Source organism: Mesorhizobium sp. M7A.F.Ca.CA.002.05.1.1, from assembly GCF_003998335.1.
Taxonomy (GTDB): Bacteria; Pseudomonadota; Alphaproteobacteria; order Rhizobiales; family Rhizobiaceae; genus Mesorhizobium.
In genome coordinates, this window is the sequence record NZ_RZQI01000202.1 from 1 (window position 1) to 7,860 (window position 7,860).

Annotated in this window: 1 protein-coding gene; it reads left to right on the forward strand. The window is 63.8% G+C overall.

Annotated elements, in window-relative coordinates; all coding sequences use genetic code 11:
• The coding region (locus EN939_RS38020; RefSeq protein WP_164750972.1) for a beta strand repeat-containing protein at positions 1–7,860 on the forward strand (7,860 nt) is incomplete at both ends.

A 7,860-nucleotide genomic window follows, 5' to 3' on the forward strand; every position in this document is an offset into this window, starting at 1 on the left:
ATCGTCGGCGGCGGCGATCCGACTAGCTTCGGCGCGGCCGAGGCGCATGGCGTCATCGTGCAGGCCGAATCGTCGGAAGAGGTCACGAACGTCACGGTCGCCGGTGCAGCCGGCCTTTACGTCGGCCTGGCTGGCTCCGTCACCGTGACGCTGCTCAATTCCGACACCAAGGCGCTGATCGGGGTCGGCGCCGACATCAATCAGGGCGCTGCAGATTACCTCGCCCATCCAGGCACGGTGTCGGGCGCACAAGGCGTCTATGTCAACGCGGCCAACGAGGTCCGGGTCACGTCCTTCGCGGGCGCTCTCGGCGCCGGTTTCGTCGGTCTGGCCGGCGGTATCGACTTCGGCAGCATCAAGAACGATACGGTTGCCGCGATCAACGCCAACGCCATGGTGCGGGCGCGCGGTGACGTCTCGGTCAATGCGGTCGCAATCAAGGTTCTGCGTGGGTTCGCCTTCAGCGGCGGCGTCGGCGTCGCCGGGCTTGGCGCGTCCGTGTCGGTCTGGTCGATCGGCGAGGCGTTCACCGATTCCTACCAGGACAACCAGGGTGGCAGTGGCAACGCGACGAAGGACGACGGAAGCTCGAAGACCGCCAACGACGAGGCCGGCGAACAGGCCGACGGTGGCGTCGCAGGCATCACCGGGGAATTGGGCCGCTTCGGCAGCGGCGCCAACAGCAACACGGCCGACTCACGCGTCAAGGCTGGTGTTGAAGGCGCCCGCGACAAGGTCGGCGCCAACGCACTGACCTCAGGCGCCCTGACCAACAAGCTAACCGCCGCCGTCACCGACGAGCGTGGCACCACCGCCTCCGTCGAAGGCGGTGCGACGGTCGAGGCTGGTTACGACATCGTCGTGAACGCGCGTGAACAGATGAAAGCCAACATCCTGGTCGGCAGCCTGGGCGCCGGTCTTGTCGGCCTGGGCGCGTCGATTTCCGTCGTCAATGTCTCGGGCCAGGTGAGAGCGAAGGCCGGCGGAAACCTCAAGGCTGGCAATGCCATCCGCCTTGAAAGCCATTTCGGCCAGAATATCGATGTCACGACTGTCGCCTTGCAGGCCGGCTTCGTCGGCCTCGGTGCATCGGTCGCGGTGGTCAACGATACCAGCCGCGTACAGGCCGGCTTGCTCGACAACACGGTGGTCAACGACGCGGCCAGCCTCACGGTCTCGGCGACCAGCAACCAGACGTTTGACGTGCTGACCACCGGCATACAAGCCGGTGCGGTGGCCGTCGGCGCGTCCTACAGCGACGTCACCATCGGCGATGACGACGACAACACCAAGGAAGTCCTGGCCACGATCGGCACGGGCAGCCAGATCGGGCAGGTCGACGCCGTCGGGGCCATCACGGTCCATGCGGACTCGACGATCAACGTGGATTCCGACACCTTCGCGCTGGCTGCCGGGCTCGGTGCACTGACCTTCAATTTCGCCTTCATAGATGTTCAGCCGAACGTAGAGGCATCGATTGGCAGCGGCGCCAATATCAGCGCGACGGGCCTCCTCACGGTCGAGGCGTGGACGCTGCACGATGCGACCGGCGACATATTCGCGCTTTCAGTCGGCGCACTGGCGGCCGGCACCAGCTTGGCGACGGTCAATGTCGTCCCGACGGTGACTGCATCGATCGGTGGCAATTCGACGGTTCACGCCGGCGGCATCGTCATGCTGTCGTCGCACAATTACCAGGGCGAGACGGCGACCGACCGCGGGGCGAAGGCCTATGCGGAAGCCTCCGGCGGCGGCTTGTTCAGCGGCCAGGGCTCGGTGCCGACCGCGAGGTCCAATGCGGTTGCCAACACCACGATCGGCGCCGGCGGCGCATTCACCATCACCGGTGACATCAACATCAAGTCGCGCGTTCGCAACTATGCCGTCGCCAATGCCGAAGCGAATTCGTTCGGAGCGGCGGCGGTCGGTGCTTCCGTGGCTGAAGCCGAGGCCAATGGCCAGAGCAACGCCGCGATGAACGCCAACATCGTCTCGGTCACGGACATCATGATCGAAGCCCTCGCTGTCAATGGCGCGCTCGCCGTGGCGGAAGCCGCCGGTGGCGGCGTTCTTGGCGCACTGACCATCAACAGTGCGGTCGCAACAGCCAGCCCATCATCGGTCAGCGCCTCGATCGGCAACAACACCTCGATCCAGTCGGCGCGCAATGTGCGGCTGAAGGCACAGGCGCAAACCGAGGGCGACGCCAAGGTTGTCGGCATTTCGATAGGCGGCATTTTCGGCGCCGGTGCTTCGGATGCGACGACCCATGTCAGCCCGACGGTTGCGAGCTCGATCGGCGCTGGCGCGGTGATCAACGCGACCGGCGATATCCTGGTCGAAGCCTCCGCCTCGCCGATCCCCGGCGTGCAGCCGACCTACGAAATCGTCGATGTCGACGGCACCGCCAACACGATCACCGTGAACGGGCATGGATTGGTGACCGGCGATACGGTCGAATATGATGCCGGAAGCGGCGGCGCCGTCATTCCCGGCCTCAACTGGCCGGATCCGGACGATTCGGCCGTGAACCGTCAGTACAGCGTGATCAATGTCGTCAATGCAGGCGTGACAGATCCGAACACGCTCTATTTCGGCTCCGTCTTCAATGCCGCCGACATCGATCCAAACACCGAGATCATCGAGTTCGCGGGTGGCCATAATTTCCTGAGCGGCGATGCCGTCCGCTACTATCCGGGACCAGACGAAACAGTCGACAGCTTTGGGCTGACCGAGGGCAATCTCTATTATGTGCTGGTCATAGACGGGTCGCACATCAAGCTGGTGGGCACCTTCGACAAGGCGGTCAACCCACAGAATTACCTCAAGAATTTCCAACCGGACGATGTCGCGGGCAACAGCATAACCATCGCGGCGCATGGCTTCGTCAATGGGACGGCGGTGACCTATGAGGCGCCGGACGCGCGCACTTTCGTCAGTCGCCAGGTGGACGTCAATTCGAGCAGCCTCAACCCTGATGGCTCCCCAATCGCCGATGCCAACGCCGATGACATCCGTTTCTTCGACGATGACGGGAACGCGCTGGCGCATGGCTTCGTCGAGGGCGAACACGTCGTCTACGACGTCAAGAATGCGAGCGGAGGAACCGGTCTGGCGATCGGCGGCCTGGTCGACGGCCAGACCTACCGTGTGCATGTCGTCAACTCCTCGACGATCCAGCTCAAGCGTAACGACGCGATCACCGAAGAGGTGCAGTTCGTTCGCAATGCCGCTGGCGACCGCATCATCCGCACCGACGGCCTCAACTGGGCCGACAACGGCTTTGCCGCTGGCACGCTGTTCATCGGCGGCGGCGGCGCCAATTCTGGCACGTTCACGATCGCCAGTGTTTCCGGTAGCACGCTGATCCTTACTGTCGCGAACAGCGTCACGGCGGGAACGCAGACAAAGACCTTCGATCAGCCGATCATCGCACTGGCCCCGAACAAGGGCCTCAGTGCCAATCCGGCGCTCAACGTCGGCGCCAGCGATATACATTCGCTGGTCAATGCCAAGAATCTGCCGATCGGCGGGCTGGAAGACGGCAAGACCTATTATGTGCGCGGCGTCAGTGGCCCTGGCGACAACACGTTCGAACTGTGGAATGCACCGAGCGGGGGCAGTCAGATTGCTCTGACACCGACGGCGATTGCCGGCCCTTACGGCAATCACAGCCTCACTGCGCTGGCGGTTGACATCTCGGCGGCCGCCGATAGCGAGCAGCAACTGCGCATCGACATCAACGACAGCGCCACATCGGCGTCACCGGGGCAATTCCTGTTTGGCCCGGGCGAGGTTCCGCTCAGTGAGATCGCCCCGCAATCGGGCGACGGAGTCTCCTCGGCCTATGCCAAGGGTTCCGGCGGCGGCTTCGTCGGCGTGCAGATCAACGATGCCGACATCATCAGCAATCCGAACGTCTCGGCGACGATCTCCGCGACGCAGATCACGACCGTGGGCAACGTGACCGTCAGCACATCGGTGACGACCAACACCTCCTCCTACGCGGTCAATGGCACCGGCGGCTTCGTCGCCATCGGCGATGCCGATGCGCGCAGCTATCAGGACATCATCAGCGCGGCGACGATCAGCGATAACACACGTATCACCGCGGGCAAGAACTTCACGCTGGCCTCGGCAAGCAATGCCATTACCAGCGCCGCCTCGCAGTCGAGCGCTGGCGGTGCGGTCGGCCTGGCCGACCCGACCACCGATGTCCGCATCGAATACAATACGGTTTCGACGATCGGCTCCAATGCTATCGTTCTGGCTGGTCAGTTGGCCAAGGCCACGGCCAATGCATCCGTCGATGTGACGGCGAAATCGACCGCCTCCGGCATCGGCTTCGGCGGTGACGGCGACGCCATCACGCATGTCAATATTGGCTCGCCGGACGTCGATCCGGACGCCGACCAGGCCGACGCTATCGTCTCGCTGGCGGCCAACGCCGTGCTCAGCGCGCGGCGCACTTCGCTTGCGGCGCGGGTCGACAACTTCCATGTCTTCTCCGGCAGCGACGGACGCGGCGCCGGTTTCTATGGCGAGGGCGAGGCCGAAAGCACGATCACGGCACGGCCGGATGCGCAGGTGCGGATCAATGCGGGCGCCGACCTGACGGGTTGGGAAGGCGTTGACCTCATCACCCGCTACGACAATGTCGACACGCATGCGAAATCCTATGCCCGGTCGACGGGCCTGTTCGGCTTCGTCGATTCCGACGCCCATAACGACACCGACGTCTCGTCCGAGATTTTCGGCGCGGCAGGAGCGTTGGTGACGGCCGGTCCGCGCGACAATAGCGATGTCGTGCTCGGACACCCGGATTATCCGCAGGAGCCTGGGAGCTCGGCCGAGCACCTGGCCTTGTTTGCCTCGACCGTGAACGGCCCGAATATCGCGCAGACAGACAACGCCGACGACAGCAAGCGCTCGCTCGCCGCCGGCGGATCGAGCGGCAGCAGTCCAGATGACAGGCCGCAATCGATCAATTTCAATTCCGACGTGCTGATCCTTTCGGGCCGGTCACCCGAACTGGTCATCAAGCAACTGGTCGTCGGCGCCGAGGGCCAGATCGATGTCGCGGTCGAAGTGTCGGTCAACGACACCGCGGGCGGCGGCAGTGCGACCGAAGGCGAAGGCAGCACGATCCAAAGCAATGACATTGTCGTCAACAACATCGTCAATCCGGGTCCCGGCGACGTGGTGTTCGATTCGAACTCGATGATCGGCGCAGGCGGCACCTGGACGTTCCGCGATACGTTGCAGCGCGTGTCGATCCGCAACGAGTCCGACAAGGACATCATTATCAACAATATCGATGTCGTCACCGACGAGCAGCCGCTGGCATGGCTCAACCCGTCGCAGAGTGTGACGCTGACTTTCAAGGTGGTGCGCGAAGTCGCGCCGACGCTGGTCGAGATCACCGACACCGGAGGCCATTCCGATATCTACATCAACGGCACGATCGACAACCCGATCGGCACGACCTCGATCGTCAACACCGACGGATCGGTGTTCGCCACCAACGATCGCGGCGTCACAGGCAGTGACGGCCGCCAGTCGCTGATCCGTACCCACATCCTGAACATTCGCGCCGACGAAAACATCGGCGCGACCGGTGCGCGCGTGAACATCGACATCGTCGACAGCGCCGGCCTGCCGCTCGGCATAGGCTTCGACACCGGCCGCGTCGCCGGCTTGACGAACCAGGTATTCCTTGGGGTCGAGAACCGTTTCTATACCGGCCAGCTGGTGCGCTACGATGCCGTGACCACGGCCATCGGCGGGCTCACCGACGGCGGCTATTACTACATCATCGCTTCGCCCGACGGGCAGAGCGTCAAGTTGGCGACCACGTTGACAAACGCTCTGGCCGGCACGGCCATCGATCTGGCACCGGGTGGCGCGCTGACCGATCTGCATAGCCTGATTTCGGCTGAGACCTTCACCACCGATGCGCTCGGCAACATCAGCCTCGACCTCAAGGCGCTGCTGCGCGAGGCGCCGGCCGGGGGCTTCTACATCGTCGAGATCGACCGGATCAATGCCGGCAATACGGCGGACGTGCTGCTGCAAGCCAGCATTGAACAGTTCGGCGACGGTCTGTCCGGCGGCCTGCTGGTCAAGGCGCCGGCGTTGCCCGCGGGCGGACAGACCTACTACAATAAATTCCGGCCGGATGAGGGAGCTATCCCGTCGCTGAGCCGTGGCGTCTTCGCCACCGGTAACACGGAAATCGCGTCGACCTATGATTTCCGGGGCCTCGACCCGGCAACCGGCCTGCGCACGCTGCCCGGGCTGCAGGCAGGCTCGGTCGTCACGGGCGGCGACATCATCGTCGCGGCAGCCAATCCCGCACCCTCGGCGACCACCATCAACGTACTGGGCATCACCGAGATCGCCGGCAATGGCGACATCGACGTGCTGACCAATGGCTACATCGCGCTGACCGAAAAGACCGGTGACATGCGCATCGAGCGCATTCGCTCCAACGCCTCGGATGTGCTTTTGTATTCGCCGCGGCGCATCCTCGATGCGCGCAATGACAACGGCGACCCGACCTCGATCGAGGCCGATGTCTCCGGCCGCAACATCACCATGGCCGCTGGCGTGGGGCTGTTTAACCCGACCCATTTCCAGGTGGCTGCCGAGGTGCTCAACCCGACGCTGCTTGACATCAATTCGGCCCTGGGCGGCATTGGTGAACCGGGCAATTTCCTCGAGATCAACGTTGACAACCGCAATGGCGCCGGCGGGCTCGGTGTGCTGCGCGCCTTCGACATCAGCGCGGATGCGACTTTGGGCATCTTCCTCGACGAAGTCGTCGGCGACATGCATGTTCATACCGTCCACACGATCCGTGATGTGTCGCTAAGGACCGTCGCGGGCTCGATCCTGGATTCACGCAACAACGGCTTGGGCGACGATTTGGCCGACGTGATGGGGCAGACCATCGACCTCGACGCCAACGGCAATGGCTCCATCGGCGCCTTTACCAACGACCTCGAGATCGATTCATCGCGCGGTTCGAGCGATGACGACGTCGCACTTGAGGCCGGCAACAACATCTACCTGGCCGAAGCGCCGGAGGTTCCCGGCGGCACCGCCGGCAATCTGCGGCTGGTGCTGGCGCACACCTATGATGGCGACATCCGCATCACGGTGCGCGAGACCTCGGTTCAGGGCGAGAACCTCGACCTGCTGCACAGCGGCAGTGCCCGCTTCGGTGAAGATGGCACGACGTTCCCGACCTTCCAGCCCGATGCGTCACGTGCGATCCCACATGGCCAGATCTTCGCCGAAAAGGGTTCCGTGCTGCTGCGCGTCGGCGACAACGTAACGCTCGATTCCAACAGCGAAACGCTGGCGGCCAAGAGCATCGACATCTATGGCGACGTGTCGGCGACCAACGAGGTCATCCATGCGCTCGTCAACCTGGATTTCGCCTTCGGCACCGTGATGGTGCTGCGCGGCCGCATCATCGCCAACGCAACCGTGACGCCGGGCAACAAGACGATCGGCGCGCCGGTCGGCTCGGCAACGCCGACGCTGACAGCGAACCCGGTCACCGGACCGACCGTGCTGACCCGAATCTTCGGCAATACGGATGTCGACACGATCCAGTTCGGCGACACGTCCGGTGCCGGTGGCACCAACACGCAGGGCAGCGCCGGTTACGTCTTCCTCGGCTCGAAGACCCGCGCCTATGGCAGCCAGAACCTCGATGTGAACAACGTCGATGGCGAAGACCGCTTCCGCGTCTACTACCTCCAGGATACCACGACGCAAACCTCTCCGAACATGCAGACGGCGGCCGAGCACACGCTTACGCTCGACGGCGTGTCGGGCACCGATCTCTAT